Origin of the sequence: Mycoplasma phocoeninasale (genome assembly GCF_012934885.1) — a bacterium.
Classification (GTDB): Bacteria; Bacillota_I; Bacilli_A; order Mycoplasmatales; family Metamycoplasmataceae; genus Metamycoplasma; species Metamycoplasma phocoeninasale.
This window is the reverse complement of the sequence record NZ_CP051480.1, coordinates 49,696-70,383: the sequence shown is the minus strand read 5'-3', so window position 1 is coordinate 70,383 and position 20,688 is coordinate 49,696. Positions and strand designations below refer to the sequence as shown.

30 protein-coding genes and 2 rRNA genes are annotated in these 20,688 nt (G+C 34.6%); all 32 read left to right on the top strand.

The window, feature by feature from the left end; all coding sequences use genetic code 4:
• The first annotated feature begins 319 nt into the window (after positions 1–319).
• The 32 genes from rpsJ (at position 320) to HGG64_RS00240 (ending at position 20,657) form a co-directional block, all read left to right on the top strand.
• Complete coding sequence (rpsJ, locus tag HGG64_RS00395) at positions 320–622, top strand: 30S ribosomal protein S10 (protein ID WP_169580008.1); 303 nt, start codon at positions 320–322, stop codon at positions 620–622.
• Positions 623–686: 64 nt separating this feature from the next.
• On the top strand, positions 687–1,499 hold the full coding sequence (gene rplC, locus HGG64_RS00390) for a 50S ribosomal protein L3 (RefSeq protein ID WP_169580007.1): 813 nt from the start codon (positions 687–689) through the stop codon (positions 1,497–1,499).
• Complete coding sequence (gene rplD, locus HGG64_RS00385; protein WP_169580006.1) at positions 1,499–2,464, top strand: 50S ribosomal protein L4; 966 nt, start codon at positions 1,499–1,501, stop codon at positions 2,462–2,464. Before rplC ends, rplD begins: the two co-directional genes overlap by 1 nt.
• Complete coding sequence (gene rplW / locus HGG64_RS00380; protein WP_169580005.1) at positions 2,464–2,943, top strand: 50S ribosomal protein L23; 480 nt, start codon at positions 2,464–2,466, stop codon at positions 2,941–2,943. Before rplD ends, rplW begins: the two co-directional genes overlap by 1 nt.
• A gap of 150 nt (positions 2,944–3,093) precedes the next feature.
• On the top strand, positions 3,094–3,939 hold the full coding sequence (gene rplB / locus HGG64_RS00375; RefSeq protein WP_169580004.1) for a 50S ribosomal protein L2: 846 nt from the start codon (positions 3,094–3,096) through the stop codon (positions 3,937–3,939).
• Positions 3,939–4,214, top strand: coding sequence for a 30S ribosomal protein S19 (gene rpsS, locus HGG64_RS00370; RefSeq protein WP_114190734.1), 276 nt, complete (start codon positions 3,939–3,941; stop codon positions 4,212–4,214). The genes rplB and rpsS overlap by 1 nt, the downstream gene beginning before the upstream one ends.
• Position 4,215: 1 nt before the next feature.
• Positions 4,216–4,605 (top strand): 50S ribosomal protein L22, encoded by a 390-nt coding sequence (gene rplV, locus HGG64_RS00365; RefSeq protein WP_169580003.1) that lies wholly within the window; start codon positions 4,216–4,218, stop codon positions 4,603–4,605.
• Positions 4,605–5,339, top strand: a complete 735-nt coding sequence (gene rpsC / locus HGG64_RS00360; protein ID WP_169580002.1) for a 30S ribosomal protein S3 — start codon at positions 4,605–4,607, stop codon at positions 5,337–5,339. Before rplV ends, rpsC begins: the two co-directional genes overlap by 1 nt.
• The gene (gene rplP / locus HGG64_RS00355) at positions 5,317–5,754 is read left to right on the top strand and encodes a 50S ribosomal protein L16 (RefSeq protein WP_169580001.1); all 438 of its coding nucleotides are present in this window, start codon (positions 5,317–5,319) and stop codon (positions 5,752–5,754) included. The genes rpsC and rplP overlap by 23 nt, the downstream gene beginning before the upstream one ends.
• A gap of 1 nt (position 5,755) precedes the next feature.
• Positions 5,756–5,956: a 50S ribosomal protein L29 gene (rpmC, locus tag HGG64_RS00350; protein ID WP_169580000.1), complete on the top strand. Its 201-nt coding sequence runs from the start codon at positions 5,756–5,758 to the stop codon at positions 5,954–5,956.
• On the top strand, positions 5,956–6,240 hold the full coding sequence (rpsQ, locus tag HGG64_RS00345; RefSeq protein ID WP_205518360.1) for a 30S ribosomal protein S17: 285 nt from the start codon (positions 5,956–5,958) through the stop codon (positions 6,238–6,240). Before rpmC ends, rpsQ begins: the two co-directional genes overlap by 1 nt.
• Positions 6,233–6,601 carry a 50S ribosomal protein L14 gene (rplN, locus tag HGG64_RS00340; protein ID WP_114190740.1) on the top strand — a complete coding sequence of 123 codons (369 nt, stop codon included), beginning with the start codon at positions 6,233–6,235 and terminating at the stop codon, positions 6,599–6,601. Before rpsQ ends, rplN begins: the two co-directional genes overlap by 8 nt.
• On the top strand, positions 6,601–6,936 hold the full coding sequence (gene rplX, locus HGG64_RS00335; RefSeq protein ID WP_169579999.1) for a 50S ribosomal protein L24: 336 nt from the start codon (positions 6,601–6,603) through the stop codon (positions 6,934–6,936). The genes rplN and rplX overlap by 1 nt, the downstream gene beginning before the upstream one ends.
• A gap of 11 nt (positions 6,937–6,947) precedes the next feature.
• Positions 6,948–7,511: a 50S ribosomal protein L5 gene (gene rplE / locus HGG64_RS00330; protein WP_169579998.1), complete on the top strand. Its 564-nt coding sequence runs from the start codon at positions 6,948–6,950 to the stop codon at positions 7,509–7,511.
• 10 nt (positions 7,512–7,521) lie between these two features.
• Positions 7,522–7,707 (top strand): type Z 30S ribosomal protein S14, encoded by a 186-nt coding sequence (locus HGG64_RS00325; protein WP_114190743.1) that lies wholly within the window; start codon positions 7,522–7,524, stop codon positions 7,705–7,707.
• Positions 7,708–7,709: 2 nt separating this feature from the next.
• The gene (gene rpsH, locus HGG64_RS00320; RefSeq protein WP_169579997.1) at positions 7,710–8,123 is read left to right on the top strand and encodes a 30S ribosomal protein S8; all 414 of its coding nucleotides are present in this window, start codon (positions 7,710–7,712) and stop codon (positions 8,121–8,123) included.
• Positions 8,124–8,130: 7 nt separating this feature from the next.
• Positions 8,131–8,670 (top strand): 50S ribosomal protein L6, encoded by a 540-nt coding sequence (rplF, locus tag HGG64_RS00315; RefSeq protein ID WP_169579996.1) that lies wholly within the window; start codon positions 8,131–8,133, stop codon positions 8,668–8,670.
• An 18-nt stretch (positions 8,671–8,688) separates the two neighbouring features.
• Positions 8,689–9,036: a 50S ribosomal protein L18 gene (gene rplR / locus HGG64_RS00310; protein WP_169579995.1), complete on the top strand. Its 348-nt coding sequence runs from the start codon at positions 8,689–8,691 to the stop codon at positions 9,034–9,036.
• Positions 9,036–9,683 (top strand): 30S ribosomal protein S5, encoded by a 648-nt coding sequence (rpsE, locus tag HGG64_RS00305; RefSeq protein ID WP_169579994.1) that lies wholly within the window; start codon positions 9,036–9,038, stop codon positions 9,681–9,683. The genes rplR and rpsE overlap by 1 nt, the downstream gene beginning before the upstream one ends.
• 15 nt (positions 9,684–9,698) lie before the next feature.
• Positions 9,699–10,133 carry a 50S ribosomal protein L15 gene (gene rplO, locus HGG64_RS00300; protein ID WP_169579993.1) on the top strand — a complete coding sequence of 145 codons (435 nt, stop codon included), beginning with the start codon at positions 9,699–9,701 and terminating at the stop codon, positions 10,131–10,133.
• Positions 10,133–11,605, top strand: coding sequence for a preprotein translocase subunit SecY (gene secY / locus HGG64_RS00295; protein WP_169579992.1), 1,473 nt, complete (start codon positions 10,133–10,135; stop codon positions 11,603–11,605). Before rplO ends, secY begins: the two co-directional genes overlap by 1 nt.
• The gene (locus tag HGG64_RS00290) at positions 11,599–12,258 is read left to right on the top strand and encodes an adenylate kinase (RefSeq protein ID WP_169579991.1); all 660 of its coding nucleotides are present in this window, start codon (positions 11,599–11,601) and stop codon (positions 12,256–12,258) included. The genes secY and HGG64_RS00290 overlap by 7 nt, the downstream gene beginning before the upstream one ends.
• Positions 12,252–13,004: a type I methionyl aminopeptidase gene (map, locus tag HGG64_RS00285; RefSeq protein WP_169579990.1), complete on the top strand. Its 753-nt coding sequence runs from the start codon at positions 12,252–12,254 to the stop codon at positions 13,002–13,004. Before HGG64_RS00290 ends, map begins: the two co-directional genes overlap by 7 nt.
• Positions 13,004–13,219, top strand: coding sequence for a translation initiation factor IF-1 (gene infA / locus HGG64_RS00280; protein ID WP_114190752.1), 216 nt, complete (start codon positions 13,004–13,006; stop codon positions 13,217–13,219). The genes map and infA overlap by 1 nt, the downstream gene beginning before the upstream one ends.
• A gap of 9 nt (positions 13,220–13,228) precedes the next feature.
• Positions 13,229–13,342 carry a 50S ribosomal protein L36 gene (gene rpmJ, locus HGG64_RS00275; protein ID WP_002881082.1) on the top strand — a complete coding sequence of 38 codons (114 nt, stop codon included), beginning with the start codon at positions 13,229–13,231 and terminating at the stop codon, positions 13,340–13,342.
• A gap of 5 nt (positions 13,343–13,347) precedes the next feature.
• The gene (gene rpsM, locus HGG64_RS00270; protein ID WP_169579989.1) at positions 13,348–13,716 is read left to right on the top strand and encodes a 30S ribosomal protein S13; all 369 of its coding nucleotides are present in this window, start codon (positions 13,348–13,350) and stop codon (positions 13,714–13,716) included.
• A gap of 2 nt (positions 13,717–13,718) precedes the next feature.
• Positions 13,719–14,093 carry a 30S ribosomal protein S11 gene (gene rpsK / locus HGG64_RS00265; protein ID WP_114190754.1) on the top strand — a complete coding sequence of 125 codons (375 nt, stop codon included), beginning with the start codon at positions 13,719–13,721 and terminating at the stop codon, positions 14,091–14,093.
• Positions 14,094–14,126: 33 nt separating this feature from the next.
• Positions 14,127–15,218 carry a DNA-directed RNA polymerase subunit alpha gene (locus tag HGG64_RS00260; protein WP_169579988.1) on the top strand — a complete coding sequence of 364 codons (1,092 nt, stop codon included), beginning with the start codon at positions 14,127–14,129 and terminating at the stop codon, positions 15,216–15,218.
• On the top strand, positions 15,218–15,583 hold the full coding sequence (rplQ, locus tag HGG64_RS00255; RefSeq protein WP_169579987.1) for a 50S ribosomal protein L17: 366 nt from the start codon (positions 15,218–15,220) through the stop codon (positions 15,581–15,583). The genes HGG64_RS00260 and rplQ overlap by 1 nt, the downstream gene beginning before the upstream one ends.
• Positions 15,584–15,599: 16 nt before the next feature.
• Positions 15,600–15,797 (top strand): 50S ribosomal protein L32, encoded by a 198-nt coding sequence (gene rpmF / locus HGG64_RS00250; RefSeq protein ID WP_169579986.1) that lies wholly within the window; start codon positions 15,600–15,602, stop codon positions 15,795–15,797.
• Between the two features lie 244 nt (positions 15,798–16,041).
• Positions 16,042–17,562: ribosomal RNA gene (locus tag HGG64_RS00245) — 16S ribosomal RNA — on the top strand.
• Between the two features lie 197 nt (positions 17,563–17,759).
• A 23S ribosomal RNA gene (locus HGG64_RS00240) occupies positions 17,760–20,657 on the top strand.
• The 16S and 23S rRNA genes sit together here, the layout of an rRNA operon.
• The last annotated feature ends 31 nt before the right edge of the window (positions 20,658–20,688 follow it).

Sequence of the window (20,688 nt, the reverse complement as noted above, 5' to 3'; positions counted from 1 at the left end):
TACTATTATTTATATAGTAAGTTTTAACTTTAATTTTACTAGATTTAGTCATTTTTTTATTTATATATTTTTATTTTGGTTTGCAGATACTAGGTGCTTTTCAACTATTATTTTATTACTACCGGGTAGTTTTTTTACTTTCCAAAAAATATCACATATTTTAGAATAAAAAAATCATAAAAAATTATTATTTGTTATAATTAACATGAAATTGTGACTTGGAAACACGAGGTTACGATATGCCGAGCTTAGTTGTTCATCTTAGCATTCGATAACTTGTGTGGAGTCGCTTCAGTAAATTGAAGAAGGAGAACAAACTATGAAGTTAGAAATTAAAATCAAAGCTTTTGATGCCCAATTAGTTGATGATGCAGCTAAAAAAGTTGTTTTATTAGCAAAAGCAGAAAATGCAAAAATTAGTGGCCCAATTCCTCTGCCAACTCGTAGAGAAATTATAACCATTTTAAGATCTGTTCACGTTAACAAAAAGTCTCGTGAACAATTTGAATCTAGAACCCACAAACGTTTAATTATTTTATCAGAGGTTTCTGATACATTAATTGACAAGGCAAAAAGATTGGAATTGCCAGCTGGTGTTCAAATTAGCTTAAAATCTAATTAGTAAAATAATTAGACTTTGTTTTTATTTTAAAAACATTTAAATTTAAATTTTGAAAGGAAAAAACATGAAAGGAATCTTAGGAAGAAAAGTTGGAATGACTCAACTATTTACTGCTGAAGGAAAACTAATTCCTGCAACAGTTATAGAAGTTAAACCAAATGTTGTTACTAAAATTCTTACTTCAGAAAAAAATGGATATGTTGCAACTCAGCTATCTGTTGAAGATAAGAAAAAATCACAAATTAAAAATCCTGAAATTAACTATTTCAAACAATCAAATACAACACCTAAGCGCTTCGTAAAAGAAATCCGTAATATGACCGGATACAACTTGGGTGACACTTTAGATACTTCTATTTTTGAAGCCGGAGACATCGTTGATGTTACTTCAATTTCAAAAGGAAAAGGATTTGCAGGTGCTATTAAAAGATGAAACCAACACATCGGACCAAAATCACATGGTGGTGGTGGTGGATCTCAACCAATAAGACAAACCGGTTCTATTGGAGATATTTCTGGAAATAGAGTTTGAAAAGGTATGACAATGCCTGGACATCTAGGAGCTGAACAAGTTACTGTTCAAAATCTAGAAGTTATTAAAGAAGATGCAGAAAACAATCTTTTAATTATTAAAGGTAGTGTACCTGGAGCTAAAGGTGCGTTTCTAGTTATTAAAAACGCTAAAAAATCAGTTCAAAAGAGAACACCAATTAAATTGGTTAACTTAAAAGAAGCCTTAGCTAAAAATGAAATTTTCGAACATGCTAAAAAATACAATTTGGAATTAAACATGGAAATGTCGGTAAAAGAAATGAAATTGGCTTTGGATGAAGCAATTGCTAAAGCCGAAAAATCAGAACCAGAAGGAGAAAAATAATGGCAAAAAAATCATTATTAGAAAAATTTTACATCTCTGAAAAGTTTGATAAACAAAGAAATATTTCATTTAATTTCAAAAAAGCAAATAAGAAAATTTCAGGAAACTTCCCTAACTTTTTTGAAGCAGTCGAAGAATTTATTAGAGTTAGTGAAAAAACTAAAAACGATACTAGAGTATGATTCCATCGTGATGGTGCATACCGTGGATCAGTTAATATCGAAAAGGCTAAAATTATTGTTTCAAAAGTTACTCAATCTAAAGTTGAAAATACTAAAGCAATTGAATTTATCGAAAAAGAAAACCTTGTTGATAAAACATTACCAAAAAGAGTTCCTATTACAACCAAAAAGATTAGCAGTAAAAGAAAATTCAATTTCGATACAACTAAATTACCAAAATCAGTATTTGGATTAGAAAGAATTTACAATCAAGCAATCTTTGATGCAATTTTAGCTGAAAGAGGAGCAAAAAGATTAGCAACTCACAAAGTTAAAAATCGTGGTGAAGTTAGCGGTACTGGTAAAAAACCATGAGATCAAAAACACACTGGTAGAGCTCGTAGTGGTTCACTAAGATCACCTATCTTTGTAGGTGGTGGTAGAGCCTTTGGACCAACAGTTGAAAGAAACTACGATTTAAAAATTAATAAAAAAGCAAGAAGAAATGCCTTATTCTCAGCACTATCACTACTAGCTAAAGATAATGCGGTTCTTGTTAAAGATTTTCAATTAGAAAAAATTTCAACTAGAGCATTATTAGTTGAATTATCAAAAGACGATTTAGCTAATTTGAATAATATATTAATTGTATCTTCAAATGAAACATTATTTATGTCAGCAAGAAATTTACCAAACGTTAAAATTTCTAAAATTTCAAGCTTATCAGTTGAAGCATTATTGGCAGCCGATGTACTTGTAATCGGATCAGAAGAAATTAAATTCTTAGAAGGGATGGCAAAATAATGAATGTAAATGAAGTTATTAAGTATCCAGTTTTAACAGAAAAATCTGAAATTTCTCGTTCAGGTCAAAACGTTTACACCTTTGTTGTTGATAAACGTACAAATAAAGTTGAAGTTAAAAAAGCAGTTGAATTTATTTTCGATGTTAAAGTTCTAAAAGTAAACATTATTAACTATGATAAAAAGCCAGCTAAATTAGGAAGATTTGCCGGATTTAAAAACGCTGTTAAAAAAGCTATTGTTTACTTAGATAAAGAATCAAAAATTATTTTATTTGCTGACGAGGCAAAAAATGATAAGAGCGAAAGTACTGAAAAACCAGCTAAGAAAGCTGAAAAAACCTTATCAGAAGCTGAGTTAAAAGCAGCTGAAAAAATTAAAAAGGCAGAAGCTTCTAAGAAAACTTCGAAACCAAAAGCAGAATTAGAAGGCAAAGAGTTACAAGCTGAAGAACAAACTGCTAAAAAAACTAAAAAATAGTAAAAAAAATAAAATTTTGATAGTGCTGCAAGTGCTTATCAAACTACTAAAATCAAGAAAAATAATTAATTTTGAATGAATATAAAATTAATTTAAATGAAAATTATAATTCTTAAAAGAAAAAAATATTTTTAAGAAAGAGAGAAAGATATGGCTATTAAGAAATTTAAAGCTTATACAAACGGACGTCGTAATATGTCTTCTCTTGATTACCAGGCAAACTTAACTGGTCACGCGCCAGAAAAGTCATTACTTGTAACTCTTCCTTCTCGTTCAGGAAGAAATAATCAAGGAAAAATTACAACCCGTCACCATGGTGGTAGATTAAAGAGATTTTATCGTATCATCGATTTCAAAAGAAACAAAGATGGAATACCGGGAACAGTTAAAACTATTGAATATGATCCAAATAGATCGGCAAACATTTCGTTAGTTGTTTATAGAGATGGTGAAAAAAGATATATCCTAAGTCCTAAGGGAATAAAAGTTGGTCAAACTGTTATTTCTGGGGAAGCAGTAGATATTCAAGTCGGTAACCACATGGCATTAAAAGATATGCCCGAAGGTACATTTGTTCACAATATTGAATTACAACCAAAGCAAGGTGGAATTGTTGCGAGATCTGCCGGAAGCTCAGCACAAATTTTAGGTAAGGATGAAACTGGAAGATATATAATCCTAAAACTAAAATCTGGCGAAGTAAGAAAATTCTTAGGCATTTGCCGTGCAACTATTGGTGAAGTTGGAAACGAAGAACACTCACTAGTAAACATTGGTAAGGCCGGTAGAAACAGATTAAGAGGAATTAGACCAACTGTTAGAGGTTCGGCAATGAACCCTAATGATCACCCCCATGGTGGTGGTGAAGGACATCAACCTATTGGTAGAAAAAGTCCTATGACCCCATGAGGTAAAAAAGCTCTTGGTGTTAAAACAAGAGCAACCAAAAAAGCATCAAATCAATTTATTATTAGAAGAAGAAAGGAAAGTAAATAATGGCACGTTCATTGAAAAAAGAACCATTTGTGGATGATCACTTAATGAAAAAAGTTGTTGCTATTTTAGATAATAAGGCACCAAAACGTCCAATTAAAACATGATCAAGACGTTCAACTATTTATCCAGATTTTATTGGATTAACATTCCAAGTTCACAATGGTCATGCTTTTATAGATGTATTTGTAACAAATGATATGGTAGGACATAAGTTAGGTGAATTCGCACCAACAAGAACATTTAACGGTCACGGCGCAGATAAGGGAAAGAAATAACATGAATGATATTTTTAACAAAACTGTTCACGCCTCAGTTAAAATGCAAAGAATCAGCCCAAGAAAAGCTAGATTAGTTGCTGACTTAATCCGTTATAAATCAGTTAATACTGCCCTTACAATTCTTAAAAATACCAATAAAAAAGCAACCGAAATTATTATTAAACTTTTAAATTCTGCAATTGCTAATGCAACTAATAACGCAGGACTTGATGCTACTAAATTATATGTTTCTAAAATTCTTGTTAATGATGGACCTACATTAAAAAGATTTCAACCTCACTCAAGAGGTAGGGCATACCCTATTTTAAAAAGAACTAGTCATTTTTATATTGAAGTAACCGAATTTTCAAATGAAGTGAATGAATTAATGAATAAAGGAGATAAATAATGGGTCAAAAAGTCAATCCAAATGGATTTCGTTATGGAATTACAAAAAATCTTAATTCAACTTGATATTCAGATAAAAAAGACTTTGCAACCTTTTTATTAGAAGATCAAAAAATTTATAATTTCTTTGATAAAAAAGTTCGTGAATATTTAATTGGAAAAGTTCAAATTAGAAGAGATCAACAAGGTCACACAATCGTTTTGGTTTACACCGCTAAACCTGCTGCCTTTTTAGGAACTAATGGGGAAAATGTTAAGAACTTAACCCAACAACTAAAGAGAGTCTTAAAAAACAAAAAAGCTAATATAACAATTAATGTATTGGAAGTAAAAAACCCTGATTTAAATGCAAGACTTTTAGCTGAAGGAATTGCCATTAAATTAGAAAACCGTGGAAGTTTTAGACTTGCACAAAAATTTGCAATTAGAAGTGCTATGAAAGCTGGAGCAAAAGGAATTAAAACCTCAGTTGCTGGTCGGCTAAATGGTGTTGATATGGCTAGAACTGAAGGTTATAGCGAAGGTGAAATGAAGCTACATACTTTAAGACAAGATGTACAGTATGCTATGACAACTGCCAAAACAACATATGGAATTTTAGGTGTTAAAGTTTGATTATCATTAGGAGAAATCTTAGGGAAAGATTCTAGTGATTCAATGGAACTAGAAGCCCAAAAAATACAAAGAAAACCAAGAAAGGGCGGTGAAAAACATGCTTCAACCAAAAAGAACTAAACACAGAAAAATGTTTCGTATCCGTCATGATAAAGTAAAAGCACATAGAAATAATACTGTTTCATTTGGTGAATTTGGATTAAAATCAACTAGTTCAGCGTGAGTAAGTGCTAGACAAATTGAAGCAGCCCGTATTGCTATTACTCGTCGTATGGGTCGTGAAGGAAAAGTTATTATTAAAATTTTCCCAAGTATGTCAAAAACTTCAAAACCTATTGGAGTTCGTATGGGTTCTGGTAAAGGATCTCCTGATCAATGATTTGCAGTTGTTAAAGAAGGAACAGTAATGTTTGAAGTTTTAGGAAATACTACTGAAACTCTAAAAGATGCTTTAAGACTTGGCGGTCATAAATTACCTGTAACTTGAAAAATCGTATCAAAAGAAATAACTCAAGAATCAAAGGGGGCAATGTAATATGTCTTACTCAGAATTAAAAGAAAAGTCAATAAAAGAACTTGAAGAACTTTTATCTAATTTGAGAGCAGAACTATTTTCTTTGCGCTTTAAAAATTCAACTCGTCAACTAGACCAAGTACATAAAATATCACTTGTAAAAAAAGATATTGCTAGAACACTAACTGCACTAAATGCCAAAAAAATGGAAGGGAATAAATAATGGAATCACAAATGAGAGAAAATCACCGTAAAACATTAGTTGGTACAGTTGTTTCAACTAAAAATGATAAAACAATTACCGTTGTTGTTGAAACCTATGAAAAACATCCATTGTATTTAAAACGTTTTAAGAAATCGAAGAAATTTGCTGTTCATGATGAAATGAACATTGCTAAGATTGGTGATGTTGTTAAAATTCAAGAAACAAGACCATTATCTAAAACTAAACACTTTAGATTAGTTGAAGTTAGATCACATGCCTTAGGGGGAACTGAAAATGCTTAGAGAATTTTCTAGATGTAATGTCGCTGATAATTCAGGCGCAAAAGAAGTTATGATCATTAAAAACTTAGGTGGTTCAATCGTTAAATCAACTAATATTGGTGATGTTGTTGTTGTTACAATTAAAAAAGCAATTCCTAATGGTGTAGTTAAAGAAGGTCAAGTTGTTAAAGCAGTTATTGTTAGAACAAAAAGAGGATTAGCTAGAGATAATGGTTCTCACATAAGATTTGATGATAACGCTGTTGTTTTAATCAAAGAGGATGGTTCTCTAAGAGGAACACGGGTATTTGGACCTGTTGCAAGAGAATTACGTGATAAAGGTTATCTAAAAGTTATTTCATTAGCTCCGGAGGTTTTATAATGGCTCAAGCTAAAATTAGAAAAAACGATATGGTTTTAATTATTTCAGGTAAAGACAAAGGTAAATTTGCATCTGTTTTAGAAACAAATCTAAAAAATCAAACTGTAACATTGAAAAAAATTAATATGAAAACCAAGCACCACAAACCTTCACAAGAAAACACTGAAGGAAAAATTGAGAAAAAAGAATTCCCAATTCACGTGTCAAATGTTGCTTATTTAGCTAAAAAAGGCGCTGAAGGACAACATTCAATCGGATCAAAGATTGGTTGAAAAATTGACGCTAAAACCGGTAAAAAACAAAGACTAATGAAGAAAGTTAATAAAACAATATAAAGGAGAGAAGCATGGCGAAACAAGAAAAATTAGCACTAGAAAATAAATATACTGCATCAGTTCGTAATGAACTTGTAAAAGAATTTGGCTATACAAGCATTATGCAAGCTCCCAAATTAAAGAAGATTGTTATTAACATGACTGCCGGTAATGAAGTATCAAACTCAAAAGCTATTGAAGAAGTTATGGTTGAACTAGCACAAATCACTGGTCAAAAACCATACCAAACCAAAGCTAAAAAATCTTTAGCATCATGAAAATTACGTGAAGGTATGCCAATGGGCGGAAAAGTTACCTTGAGACGCGAAAAAATGTGAGCATTTTTAACTAAATTAATTAATATTGCTTTACCCCGTGTTCGTGATTTTAATGGAACATCACTAAAAAGTTTTGATGGCCGTGGAAGTTATGCCATCGGTATAAAAGAAGAAATCATTTTCCCAGAAATTTCATATGACAAAATTCGTAAATTAAAAGGAATGGACGTTATTATTGTAACCTCTGCTAAGTCAAATGAAGAAACTTATGCATTATTGAAACATTTAGGAATGCCTTTCGCAAAAGGCAATTTATAAGGAGTAATATATGGCTAGAAAATCATTAATGGTTAAAGCAGAACGTGAACCAAAATTTGCCGTAAGAAAGTACACACGTTGCCAACTTTGCGGAAGAGTCCACGCAGTATTGCGTAAATATAAAATTTGTAGAATTTGTTTTAGAAAATTAGCACATGAAGGAAAAATTCCTGGTGTAAAGAAAGCGAGCTGATAATTATGGCAATTATTATTGACCCAATAGCAGATATGTTTGTGAGAATGAAAAATGCTATTTCACGTAAATACACTGAAGTAGTTTTACCTCATTCAGTAAAAAAAGAAAAGATCTTAGAAATAGTTAAACGTGAAGGATACATTACCAATTATGAAGTTATCGTAAATGAAAAAACTTCATTTAAGGAAATTAAAATAACTTTAAAATACAAAGGTATGAATCAAAATCAATCAGCTATTTCAGGATTAAAAAAGGTTTCAAAACCAGGTTTAAAAGTATATTCACCAAGCGAAAAATTACCACGTGTATTAAGCGGATATGGTACAGCAATAATTTCAACATCAAAAGGTTTATTAACAGATAAAGAAGCAAGAAAAGCCAACTTAGGTGGCGAAGTAATCGCTTTTGTGTGATAGGAATAGTATGTCAAGAATTGGTAAAAGAATTTTAGAAATTCCTAAGAATGTTGAAATCAAACTAGAAAATAACCACATTATTATTAAAGGTAATTTAGGAGAATTGGAATATACATTTTCTCCATTAATACAAGTATCTGTTGAAAATAATCAAATCAAAACTCTAAGAACAAACGAAGAAAAAGCTACAAAACAATTACATGGAACAACCAATGCGATTATTAGTAATATGTTAATTGGTGTTTCAGAAGGTTACAAAAAAGAAATCGAAATTAAAGGGGTTGGTTACAAAGCCACTCTAAAGGGAAATGAAATTGAAGTTATTGCTGGTTATTCACATCCTGTGATGCTACCACTTCCTTCAAATCTAAAAGTTGAAGTTGTTAAACCTACAAACATTGTTATTTCAGGAATTGATAAACAAGCTGTTGGTGAATTTGCTGCTAATATTAGAAATATTAGAAGACCAAGCCCATATTCAGGAAAAGGAATTATGTACAAAGGTGAAGTTATTAGAAGAAAAGAAGGGAAAACTGCTGCTAAATAGTAGTTATAGGAAATTATTATGTTATCAAGAAATTTAAAACGTAAAGCCAAACATTTAAAAATAACTAACAAGCTAGCAAAAGGTACAGAGACAAAACCACGTGTAGTAGTTTTTAAATCATTGCATCATTTTTATGCTCAAGCAGTTAATGACTTATCTCACACAACATTAGCTTCATCATCAACTAGAGAATTATCAAATAAAGGTAACAATATTGAAACTGTTAAACTTGTTGCAAAGGAATTTGCTTCAAAATTAAAAAAGGCAAATATTGAAACAATCGTCTTTGATCGTTCTGGTTACATTTATCATGGTAAATTAGCAGCCTTTTGTGATATATTAAGAGAAGAAGGGATTAGATTCTAATGACAGAAGAAACAAAAAAAACAATGGAAAATAATACAACATCAACTAAAGTTATCGCTCCAGTTAACAAGGGAACTAAGTCACCTCTATTAGCTGAAAAGCGTGCAAATCATAGTGATAAAAAACCAAAACAATTCTCTGATCGTAAAGCAGTTGTTCAACAACCAAAATTATATGAAGAAAAAGTTATTGATATTGCCAGAGTAACAACAGTAGTTAAGGGTGGACGTAGATTCTCATTCTCAGCTTACGTAGTTGTTGGTGATAAAAAAGGTAAAGTTGGATTTGGACATGGAAAAGCAAACGAAGTACAAGATGCTATCAAAAAAGCTGTTAAAGATGCCCAAAAACACATTTTTTCTGTTCCAATTGTCGAAGGAACTATTCCACATGAAATTTCAGAAAAATTCTTAGCTTCAAAAATTCAATTACGTCCTGCTCCAAAAGGTGCTGGAATTATCGCATCAAATACTGTACGTGCTGTAGTTGAATTAGCTGGTTATACCGATATTTCAACAAAAACATATGGTTCAAGAACCAAACAAAATATTGTTCAAGCTGCTATTAAAGCCCTTAAAAAAGTTAGAACAGTTGAAGATATCGCTAAACTACGTGATATCGATGTTAAATATTTACTATCTAAATAAATTTAAGGAGAAATTATGCAATTAAATAATTTGAAACCCACTCCAGGATCTCGTCCTAAAAAACATCGTGTTGGGCGTGGACATGCAGCTGGAAAAGGTAAACAAGCTGGTCGTGGTCAAAGCGGTCAAACTAAAAGAAGTACAGTAAGAATGGGATTCGAAGGTGGTCAATTACCATTATTTAGAAGAATTCCAAAACGTGGTTTTAATAATGTAAATCACGTTGAATACCAAGTTGTAAACTTAAGAGATCTTGAGAGAGTTTACAACGATAACGAAATTGTTTCATATGAAACCTTATTTGAAAAAAAATTAATAAAAGGCTCATTACCAGTTAAAATACTAGGTAGTGGCGAATTAACTAAAAAATTAGTTGTTCAAGTATTGTCGCTTTCAAAATCTGCTCGTGAAGCAGTAGAAAAAGCTGGGGGCAAAATCGAGGTTAAATAATGGCAAGAAAAAAACAGTTAGAAGGGCTAGTTAATGATGAAAAAATCGAACGTAAATTAGCGATCGATAAGTTTTTCACTGAGAAAAAAAATACGTGATCAGAATGATGGAAAAATCACGATTTATTTAAAAAAATTCTGATTACCTTATTTATCATTACACTTTTTCTAGCAATAGGAACCATTACAATACCCGGTGTAAACATTTCCAACGCAGATCGTCTTAACCAAGGTGATTTCTTTGGAATTTTAAATCTTGTAGGTGGCGGTGGATTGAGGAGATTTTCAATTGTTGCCTTAGGGATCGGACCGTTTATTTCATCCAGTCTAGTACTGATGATATTACAAACAAAAGCCTTTCCTGCTATTCACCGGTTGAGCCAATCAGGACCACAAGGGCGAATCAAAATTAACTTCATAACTTATGGAATAACATTTATTTTCGCAGTATTTCAAGCTATTTTTATTACTAGGGCGCTAACTAATACTCAAAGTCAAGGATTCGGTATTAGTTTTGATCCGAAATTAGTAGCAATATTAGGACCGAGCGGAATGAATGCTTATCAATATTTCATTTTACCAATGATTTTAGTAGCTGGTGCTTTCTTCTCACTTTTTTTGAGTGAACAAATCACTAATAAAGGTGTGGGAAATGGAACAAGTATTATGATCTTTATTGGAATTGCTAACAATTTAATTCCAACCTTCAGACATGCTTTTGAATTCTATGTACCATCAACCAAACAAAATAATTTGGTATTAAAAGAAATCATAAACTACTGTGTTTATTTACTATCATACCTACTAATAATATTCATTATTGTTATATTCACAATAGCTGAAAGAAGAATTCCAATTCAACAGGTTGGAGCTGGACTTTCTAAAAACGAAAAAGAATTAAGTTTTCTACCAATTAAAGCAAATCCGGCGGGAATAATGAGTGTTATTTTTTCAATGATGATTCTTAGTGTCCCTATGCTAATCGCTAACTTGTTTAACCCGAATACAAGTCGCTATTATCAATGAGTTAATAATAATTTACAACTAACACAACCTTTAGGATTCTTCTTATTTGTTTTATTAACATTTGGTTTAACCATTTTAATGGGTATTCAACAATCAAGAATTGATAAAATCAGTGAAGATTTTGCTAAAAGTAGTTCATTCATTCCTGGTGTTAGACCGGGAGATCAAACCGAAACATATTTACTAAATATTGTTCTAAGATTATCGTTTTTCTCGACTGGATATTTAATTGCTCTAGGAGCGCTGCAATTTATTCAACAAATGTTTGGAATGCCAGCAGCAATAGCTTTTGGAGGAACTAGCATTATGATTTTAGTATCAACAGCATATGAAACTGTTCAACAAATTAAGGCTAGATATAAATCACAAGAGTTAGCAAGAAAGAGACGTCAAATTAGAGAACTAAAAGAAGTTTACGGCGAAGAAGAGGAAGACTTAATATGATAAAACATAAACCAAATTTAATCTTTTTAGGTGCTCCTGGCGCTGGAAAAGGTTCAATTGCCACTTTACTTGTTAAAAGACATCAATACTTTCAGCTGTCTACTGGTGACATGTTTCGTCAAGAAATAAAAAATAACACACCATTAGGCAATAGAGTAAAAGAGATTTTGGATTCAGGTAAATATGTTGACGATACTATCACTAACGAAATCGTTAAATCAAGACTAATCGATTTAGTTAAGGATGGAGTGGCATTCATTCTTGATGGCTACCCTCGTACATTTGATCAAGCCACCTTTTTAGATTCATTAGAAAATCAAAATGTGAAAATTGATAAAGTTATTTTGCTAAAAATAACAAAAGATCAAATTATTGAAAGACTGTCAAAAAGAAGAATATGCCCAAATTGTAAAACAATTTATCACATGGATTTATTTACGCCATTGGAAAATGACCTTTGTGTAAAATGCCACACAAAAGTCATAAAGAGACCCGATGATGAACCTGAGGTAATTGAAAAACGTTTAAAGATTTATGAAATGCAAACTGAATGTTTAATTCAATACTATAAGGAAAAGAACATGCTGGTTGAAGTTAATGGTTACCAAGAAATTGAAAAAGTATATTCAGATGTTGAGGACGCTTTAAAATGGTAATTATTAAAAATCAATTTGAAATCGAAAAGATTAAAAAGGCATGTTCAATCTTGGCAGAAGTTAAAAAAATTCTTTTTGACTTTATAAGCCCAGGCGTTTCTTTAAAAGAAATTGATAGCGTCGCTTTTAAAGAAATAAGAAAAAGAGGCGGAAAACCAGCGTTTTTAGGACAATATGGTTTTCCTGCTACATGTTGTATATCAGTCAATGAAGAATTAATTCATGGTATCCCAAGCAACTACGTTGTTAAAGATGGTGATATTATAAAAATTGATACTGGTGTTATTTGAGAAGGATACTACTCTGATTCGGCTTTTACCAAAGGTGTTGGTAATATTAGTGAAGATGATAGAAAATTAATTCAAATAGCAAAAGACGCTTTCTATGCAGGTTTTAATGCCATAAAAGTTGGCAAACGAATTGGTGATATTTCCCATGCAATTGGAAATATCATTCGTCAAAATGGATACTTTACTCCCGATGAATATACAGGTCATGGTATTGGTCGTCACTTACATGAAGATCCATTTGTACATAACGATGGAATATCAAATACAGGCGAAATTATTCGCAATGGTATGGTTATATGCATTGAACCTATGATATTGCAAAAATCAAAAAATGTATTAGTTAAAAATGATGGATGAACTGTCTATGACCCACTAGGGTTTAATACAGCACATTACGAACAAACCATTTTAATCGATAATAATCAAGCATACATTTTATCAGGAGAAAATATTTAATGGCAAAAGATGCACTAAAAATGTCAGGCAAAATTATCAAAATGCACTCAACTCAAAATTACGATGTTTTATTAGAAAATGGCATAACAATAAAAGCAACGATTTCAGGAAAAATGTCATTTCACAATATTCGTATGATCCCTGGTGATCATGTTGATGTTGAACTAAGCCCTTATGAGATGACAAAGGGTAGAATTGTTTTTAGACATAAATAAGGAGAAAATATGAAGGTTAGAGCTTCAATCAAACGCATTTGTAAAGATTGCAAAATAATTAAAAGACACGGAGTTAATAGAGTTATCTGTATTAACCCAAAACATAAACAAAGACAAGGATAATCAAAATGGCTAGAGTTTTAAATATAGAAATTCCAAATAATAAAAAGGCTCGCATTTCATTAACATATATTTTTGGAATCGGCCGTCCATTAGCAGCTAAAATTTTAGTTGACGCAAACGTTGATGGTGAAAAAAGAGTTAAAGATTTAACTGAAGAAGAATTAACTCGTATTCGTGATGAAGCGAAAAAATATGCCACTGAAGGTGATTTAAGAAGAGAAATTAACTTAAACATTAAAAGATTAATGGAAATTAAATCATACCGTGGACTTAGACATAGAAAAGGACTTCCAGTTAGAGGACAATCTACTAAGAAAAATGCTAGAACTAGAAAAGGTCCAAGAAAAACAATAGCAGGAAAGAAAGGTAAATAATAATGGCTAAAAAGAATAAAAAAGTTATAACACAAGGTATTGCCCATATTCACTCAACTTACCAAAATACTATTGTTTCATTTTCAGATTTAAAAGGTAATGTTTTTGCTTGATCATCATCAGGAGCAATTGGTTACAAAGGAACTAAGAAAAAAACCCCTTATGCAGCTGGTTTAGCAGCCGCTGCTGCTTTAGAAAAAGCAAAAGATTTTGGCTTAAAAGAAGTTTCAATTTTAGTTAAAGGAATCGGTCCAGGAAAAAGTACCGCTAGAAAACAAATTGAAACCAGTGGACTTACAATTAAGGATGTTAAAGATGTAACTCCTACTCCACACAATGGTACACGTCCTCCTAAAAAAATTCTTAAAAGAGCATAAGAATACTTAAAAATAAGAAGAATAGGAGAGAAAATGGAAAAAATCCAAAAAATAACATATAAAGAGTTAATAGCAGAACGTACTAATGATTTCAATACTACTTATGTAATTGAACCCTTAATGCGCGGCTATGGAAGCACAATTGGGACTGTAATTAGAAGAACATTACTATCTTCAATTACTTCAGTTGCGCCTTTTGCTATAAAAATTAAAAATGTTGAACATGAATTTCAAACTATCCCAGGAATTAAAGAAGACGCAATTACTTTAGTATCAAATATTAGAAAAATTCGTTTTGCTTACAATCCTGAAGTATTTGAAAAGGAAAACTTAGTTAAGATTTCATTTAAATCTAAAAAAGATGGTGAGGTTAATGCTTCTGATATTGAAGATGTAATTCCCGGACTAGAAATTGTTAACAGAGATCAACATATTGCGACTTTATCAGAAGATAGTTCATTAGAATTTGACTTATTTTTAAGAACTGGTCGCGGCTTCATTGATTTCGAAGAAAACAAATCAATAATAATGGAATACGGTCCAAAGCTAGCATCAAAAATCTCAAGAGGACAAATTTTAGCAATGGATAGTGATTTTAGTCCTGTTAAAAAATGTGGAATCTCATTTGAAGATCTCAATAGCTCATCAAAAACCATTGAAGAAAGACTAAAAATTCATGTTGAAACTGATGGCACTATTCTAGCAAAAGATGCCATGGAACAAGCAGCTAAAATTATTGTTGCCCATTTTCAAATCATTGGCAATATCGATAGTTTAGAAACAATTAGTTTGTTTGATGATAATAAAGAGAAAAAAGAAAAAGCTCCAAAGGCTCAAATTTCAATCGAAAAATTAAATTTAACTATTAGATCTCTTAACGCTCTAAGAAGAGCAGGCTATTTAACAATTGATGAGTTAGACAAACTTAGTGATGAAGAACTTTCAAACATTAAGAACTTAGGTAAAAAATCTGTTCTGGATATTGTTAACAAACGAAACGAATGAAGAGAAAGAAAAGCAATCATAGGATTAGATAACACATCAGAAGATGATTCAACTAATGAAAATGAAGAAGAGTCATTAGAGATAGGTGATGATGTTAAAGATATGGAAGGAGAAGAATAATGGCAAATCCAAAACAATTATTCCGTAGAAATACTGAATGATGAAATCATGTTGAAAGAACATTGGTTACTGATTTATTAATTCACGGAAAACTTAATACTACTTTAGAACGTGCTAAAAGAATTAGATCAAGTGCCGAAAAAATGATTACACTAGCTAAGAAAAATACTTTAGCTACAAGAAGACAGGCAGCGAAATTTTTAAGAATAATTTCATCAGATGTGAAAAATAAGGATTCACTACAATATCTATTTGATGTTTTAGGTCCTAAATATCAAACAAGAAACGGTGGATATACCAGAATAATAAAAGTTGCAAATCGTCAAGGCGATAATGCAAAAATGGCTATTATTCAACTAGTATAATAATAAGGAGATAAAAATGGCTATAGTACCAAAACGTAAAACTTCGAAACAAAGAAAACATCTGAGAAGAAGTCATCATGCACTAGATGTAGTAACTCTTACTGAATGTAGTAATTGCAAACAACAAATTATCCCTCACCAAGCTTGCAAATATTGTGGTTTTTATAAAGGGACAAAATTCATAAAAGTAGCTTTGAATGACAAAATTAAGTAATTTGACATTTAATCTAAAAATTAATAATTTAATAAAAAATACGGTGAAAATCCGTTTTTTTATTTTTTTTAAGAATTTAATAAAATATTTTTGGAAACTATGTATAATTAAATAGCATTTTAATTAAATTTAATAATTGATAATGTTACAAAAGATAGTTCTTTGAAAACTGAATACGAATACCATAACGTCAATTTAAAAAAATAATTTTAAATAACAAAAAACAAAAAAACAACCAAAATCAAATATTAAGAGTTTGATCCTGGCTCAGGATGAACGCTGGCTGTGTGCCTAATACATGCATGTCGAGCGAGGTTCTTTTAGGACCTAGCGGCGAATGGGTGAGTAACACGTACTTAATCTGCCCTTTAGATTGGAATACCCAATGGAAACATTGGCTAATGCCGGATACGCATAGAATCGCATGATTCTGTTGTGAAAGGAGCTCCAAAGCTCCACTAAAGGATGAGGGTGCGGAACATTAGTTAGTTGGTGAGGTAATGGCCCACCAAGACTATGATGTTTAGCCGGGTCGAGAGACTGAACGGCCACATTGGGACTGAGATACGGCCCAAACTCCTACGGGAGGCAGCAGTAGGGAATATTCCACAATGAGCGAAAGCTTGATGGAGCGACACAGCGTGCACGATGAAGGTCTTCGGATTGTAAAGTGCTGTTATAAGGGAAGAACACTCAGTAGAGGAAATGCTATTGAGCTGACGGTACCTTGTCAGAAAGCGATGGCTAACTATGTGCCAGCAGCCGCGGTAATACATAGGTCGCAAGCGTTATCCGGAATTATTGGGCGTAAAGCGTTCGTAGGCTGTTTGTTAAGTCTAGAGTCAAATCCCAGGGCTCAACCCTGGCTCGCTTTGGATACTGGCAAACTAGAGTTAGATAGAGGTAAGCGGAATTCCATGTGAAGCGGTGAAATGCGTAGATATATGGAAGAACACCAAAGGCGAAGGCAGCTTACTGGGTCTATACTGACGCTGAGGGACGAAAGCGTGGGGAGCAAACAGGATTAGATACCCTGGTAGTCCACGCTGTAAACGATGATCATTAGTCGGTGGAGAATCACTGACGCAGCTAACGCATTAAATGATCCGCCTGAGTAGTATGCTCGCAAGAGTGAAACTTAAAGGAATTGACGGGGACCCGCACAAGCGGTGGAGCATGTGGTTTAATTTGAAGATACACGGAAAACCTTACCCACTTTTGACATCCTTCGCAAAGCTATAGAGATATAGCGGAGGCTAACGGAGTGACAGATGGTGCATGGTTGTCGTCAGCTCGTGTCGTGAGATGTTTGGTCAAGTCCTGCAACGAGCGCAACCCCTATCTTTAGTTACTAACAAGTAATGTTGAGGACTCTAGAGATACTGCCTGGGTAACTGGGAGGAAGGTGGGGATGACGTCAAATCATCATGCCTCTTACAAGTGGGGCCACACACGTGCTACAATGGTCGGTACAAAGAGAAGCAATATGGCGACATGGAGCAAATCTCAAAAAGCCGATCTCAGTTCGGATTGGAGTCTGCAATTCGACTCCATGAAGTCGGAATCGCTAGTAATCGCAGATCAGCTATGCTGCGGTGAATACGTTCTCGGGTCTTGTACACACCGCCCGTCACACCATGGGAGCTGGTAATACCCAAAGTCGGTTTGCTAACCTCGGAGGCAACTGCCTAAGGTAGGACTGGTGACTGGGGTGAAGTCGTAACAAGGTATCCCTACGAGAACGTGGGGATGGATCACCTCCTTTCTACGGAGTACACCTAGTTATGGAAAACATATTCGTATTCAGTTTTGAGAGATCTATCTCTCTTTTGTTCTTTGAAAACTGAATATCGACATTGAAAAATTATATTAATTAATATTTCAAAGTTTAGATCAACCTATAGAATATATATATCAAAATTAAAGACAACAATAGGTCATACAACAAAATAACAAAACAACTATTAAACAAGATAAGAGTTTTTGGTGGATGCCTTGGGTCTGGAAGTCTAAGAAGGACGTGATTACCTGCGATAAGCCTCGGTTAGCTGGAAATAAGCTGTTATCCGGGGATTTCCGAATGGGGAAACCCAATTGAGCTAATCCTCAATTATCATTTCGATGAATCCATAGTCGAATGAAGAGACACGCTGTGAATTGAAACATCTCAGTAGCAGCAGGAAAAGAAAATAAAGAATGATTCCCTTAGTAGTGGCGAGCGAACGGGGAAAAGCCCAAACCAACATTTGATGTTGGGGTTGTAGGACTACTTACACGAAGTTAGACAAAACTTAAACATAGCAGAATAAGCTGGAATGCTTAAACATAGAGGGTGAAATTCCCGTAAGCAAAATGAATAAGTCTTCAAGTAGTATCCTGAGTAGGGCGGGGCACGTGAAACCCTGTCTGAACCCGCCGGGACCACCCGGTAAGGCTAAATACTAACCAGACACCGATAGCGAACTAGTACCGTGAGGGAAAGGTGAAAAGAACCCCGGGAGGGGAGTGAAATAGATCCTGAAACCAATTACTTACAGTTAGTCAGAGCCCGTTAATGGGTGATGGCGTACATCTTGCAGAATGGACCGGCGAGTTATGTCAACATGCAAGGTTAAGTGGAATAAAGCGAAGCCGTAGAGAAATCGAGTCTTAACAGGGCGCTTTAGTATGTTGATATAGACCCGAAACCAGGTGATCTACCCATGAGCAGGTTGAAACTTAGGTAACACTAAGTGGAGGACCGAACCGTAGTACGCTAAAAAGTGCCCGGATGACTTGTGGGTAGGGGTGAAATTCCAATCGAACCTGGAGATAGCTGGTTCTCTCCGAAATAGCTTTAGGGCTAGCGTGTAGTGTTAAGTGGTGGGGGTAGAGCACTGAATATGGAATGGCGGCGCCTAGCCGTACTGACTATAATCAAACTCCGAATACTATCATGAACTACTATGCAGTCGGTACATCGGTGATAACGTCGATGCACGCGAGGGGAACAACCCAGATCGTCAGCTAAGGTCCCAAAATTGTGTTAAGTGAGAAAGGTTGTGGAGTTTCTTAAACAGCTAGGATGTTGGCTCAGAAGCAGCCATCGTTTAAAGAGTGCGTAATAGCTCACTAGTCGAGAGACTCTGTGCCGATAATTTAACGGGACTAAAACACAATACCGAAGCTACGGGCAGAAATGCGTTAGGAGAGCGTTGTAAGGGCATCGAAGCCAGACTGTGAAGACTGGTGGAGCGCTTACAAGTGAGAATGCCGGTATGAGTAACGATTCAGAGTGAGAATCTCTGACGCCTATTGGGGAAGGTTTCCTGGGCAAGGTTCGTCCACCCAGGGTTAGTCGGGTCCTAAGACGAGGCCGAAAGGCGTAGCCGATGGACAACAGGTTAATATTCCTGTACTTTCTAGAATGTGATGTAGTGACGGGGGAGGATAGTATTACCACTTATTGGATTGTGGGGTAAATAATGACTGGGTCGTGTAGGCAAATCCGCACGGCACAACCGGGAGTTATGATGCATAGTGAAATGGCAACAAAGTAGCGAATTATATGATTCCATACCTCTTAAAAAAGCTGCTAACTTAAGTTCTGTGAAACCCGTACCGAGAACGGACACACGTCCCCAAGATGAGTATTCTAAGGCGAGCGAGAAAACTAATGTCAAGGAACTCTGCAAAATCATCCCGTAAGTTCGCAAGAAGGGATGCCCACCATAAAAAGTGGGCCGCAGTGAATAGTAAGGGGGAACTGTTTATCAAAAACACAGCTCTATGCTAAGTCGTAAGACGATGTATATGGGGTGACTCCTGCCCAGTGCCCGAAGGTTAAGCAAAGGTGTTAGCTAAAGCAAAGCATTGATGTGAAGCCCGGGTGAACGGCGGCCGTAACTATAACGGTCCTAAGGTAGCGAAATTCCTTGTCGGCTAAATACTGACCTGCACGAAAGGAGTAATTATCTCTTAACTGTCTCGACATTAGACTCGGTGAAATTATGGTTCCGGCGAAGACGCCGGAGACCCGCATCTAGACGAAAAGACCCCGTGGAGCTTTACTATAACTTCATATTGGAGTTTGATTTAACATGTGTAGGATAGGTGGGAGACTATGATGCTTAGACGCTAGTCTAAGTGGAGTCACCGTTGAAATACCACCCTTGTTACGTTGAACTTCTAACTTGTTACCATGATCTGGTAAGAGGACAGTGTGTGGTGGGTAGTTTGACTGGGGCGGTCGCCTCCTAAAGGGTAACGGAGGCGTTCAAAGTTACACTCAATACGGTCAGAAACCGTATCTTAGAGCATAAAGGTAGAAGTGTGATTGACTGTGAGACCTACAAGTCGAGCAGGTGCGAAAGCAGGACTTAGTGATCCGGCGGTTCTTTGTGGAAAGGCCGTCGCTCAACGGATAAAAGCTACCCCGGGGATAACAGGCTTATCTTTCCCAAGAGATCACATCGACGGGAAGGTTTGGCACCTCGATGTCGGCTCATCGCATCCTGGAGCTGGAGTCGGTTCCAAGGGTTGGGCTGTTCGCCCATTAAAGCGGTACGCGAGCTGGGTTCAAAACGTCGTGAGACAGTTTGGTTCCTATCTGATGTGGGCGTTGGAATATTGATGAGAGCTACTCTTAGTACGAGAGGACCGGAGTGGACGCACCGATGGTGTGCCAGTTGTTTTGCCAAAAGCATAGCTGGGTAGCCAAGTGCGGCAGGGATAACCGCTGAAAGCATCTAAGCGGGAAGCCCCTCAAAGATGAGTATTCCCTTTTAAATTCCTTATAGACTATGAGGTTGATAGGCTGGAGGTGTAAGTGCAGCAATGCATTCAGCTGACCAGTACTAATAAATTGAACGGTTTAATAGTGAATTCTATAGAAGATTAATCTAAATTATAA